Here is a 1,072-nt window from a genome sequence, read left to right as displayed (position 1 = left end):
GGGCTGGACCCTGGGGGGGTTGGCGCATGGAGCCTTGGATTCAGGAAGCGACGGGGGAGCCACGGCTCCCGCTGATGGCGGTGCAGGTGCCGCGTCGCAACTTCGAGGGATTGTTTCAGCACGCGCTGCGGCCGTCGGGCCCGTTCGCCCAGGCGCTGCGGGACGTGGGGTACGACCCGGAGGCGGAGGAGGCGGAGGAGTACTTCTCCCTGGAGGTGTGGCGCGCGTCGCTGGCGGTGGCGCGGCGGCACGCGTGTCCGGGCCTGGGCAGCGAGGAGGCCAACCGGGTGCTGGGCAACCACTACGTGGAGGGCTTCGCGCAGACGCTGGTGGGGCGCATCTTCGCCGCGGCGGCGCCGCTGCTGGGCGCGGAGCGGTGCCTGTCGCGGCTGCCCACGTACCTGCGCGCGGGACGCGAGGACATGAGGCTGCTGCTGGAGGCGCGGCGCGCGCGTGAGTGGCGGGCCATGGTGGTGGACGCGGATCCGCTGCCGGACTTCGTGGCGGGCGTGGTGGAGCAGGTGCTGCGCCGCACGCGGGTGCTGCCGCGCGTGGACGTGCTGGAGCGCGCGTCCCAGGGCTATTCGCTGCGGATCCGCTGGGACGAACCCTGAGGCCGTCCCCGCGCCCCGCCCCCTCTAGTTGAGGTACGTCTTGGGCGGGGTGCGCCGGGTGAGCGACGGCGGCTGGGACGGCCGGGCCTGGCGCCAGCGTCCGATGACGTCCATCAGCCCGTCGAAGGTGTCGCGCAGGGCCCAGGCGCGGTCCTCCGCGTCCTGCAGGCTCTCGCACCGCAGCAGGCCGTCGCGCAGCGCGCGCTGGACGCCGGGGCAGTCGCCGCGCTCGTCGATGAGCTGTTCGGCGGTGTGGGCGTAGAGCCGGTAGCAGCCCTCCACGTCCCCCCGGTTGTAGGCGGGGGCGCCCACGTTGATGGCGTGGCCCAGGAGGGCGGCCACGGACTCCACCGCGGGCGTGGCGCAGCCCTCCAGCAGGTTCACGGCATGCTGGGGCACGTGGCGCACGCGGGTGGCGCGCTGCCGGGGCGCATCCAGCGCGGACAGGGGCCGGGTGG

The 1,072-nt window shown here is 74.9% G+C and carries 1 protein-coding gene and 1 pseudogene; one reads left to right on the top strand and one right to left on the bottom strand.

Annotated elements, in window-relative coordinates:
- The first annotated feature begins 26 nt into the window (after positions 1–26).
- Entirely contained in the window at positions 27–614 is a 588-nt protein-coding gene (locus D7X74_RS42035) for a DUF2378 family protein (protein ID WP_120538476.1), read from the top strand.
- A gap of 24 nt (positions 615–638) precedes the next feature.
- Here D7X74_RS42035 and D7X74_RS42030 read toward each other — a convergent pair.
- A pseudogene (locus D7X74_RS42030) lies at positions 639–1,072 on the bottom strand (serine protease); the annotation flags it as partial.

The sequence above is a fragment of the Corallococcus sp. CA047B genome, from assembly GCF_003612065.1.
Taxonomy (GTDB): domain Bacteria; phylum Myxococcota; class Myxococcia; order Myxococcales; family Myxococcaceae; genus Corallococcus; species Corallococcus praedator.
This window is presented reverse-complemented; position numbering and strand designations above follow the sequence as displayed.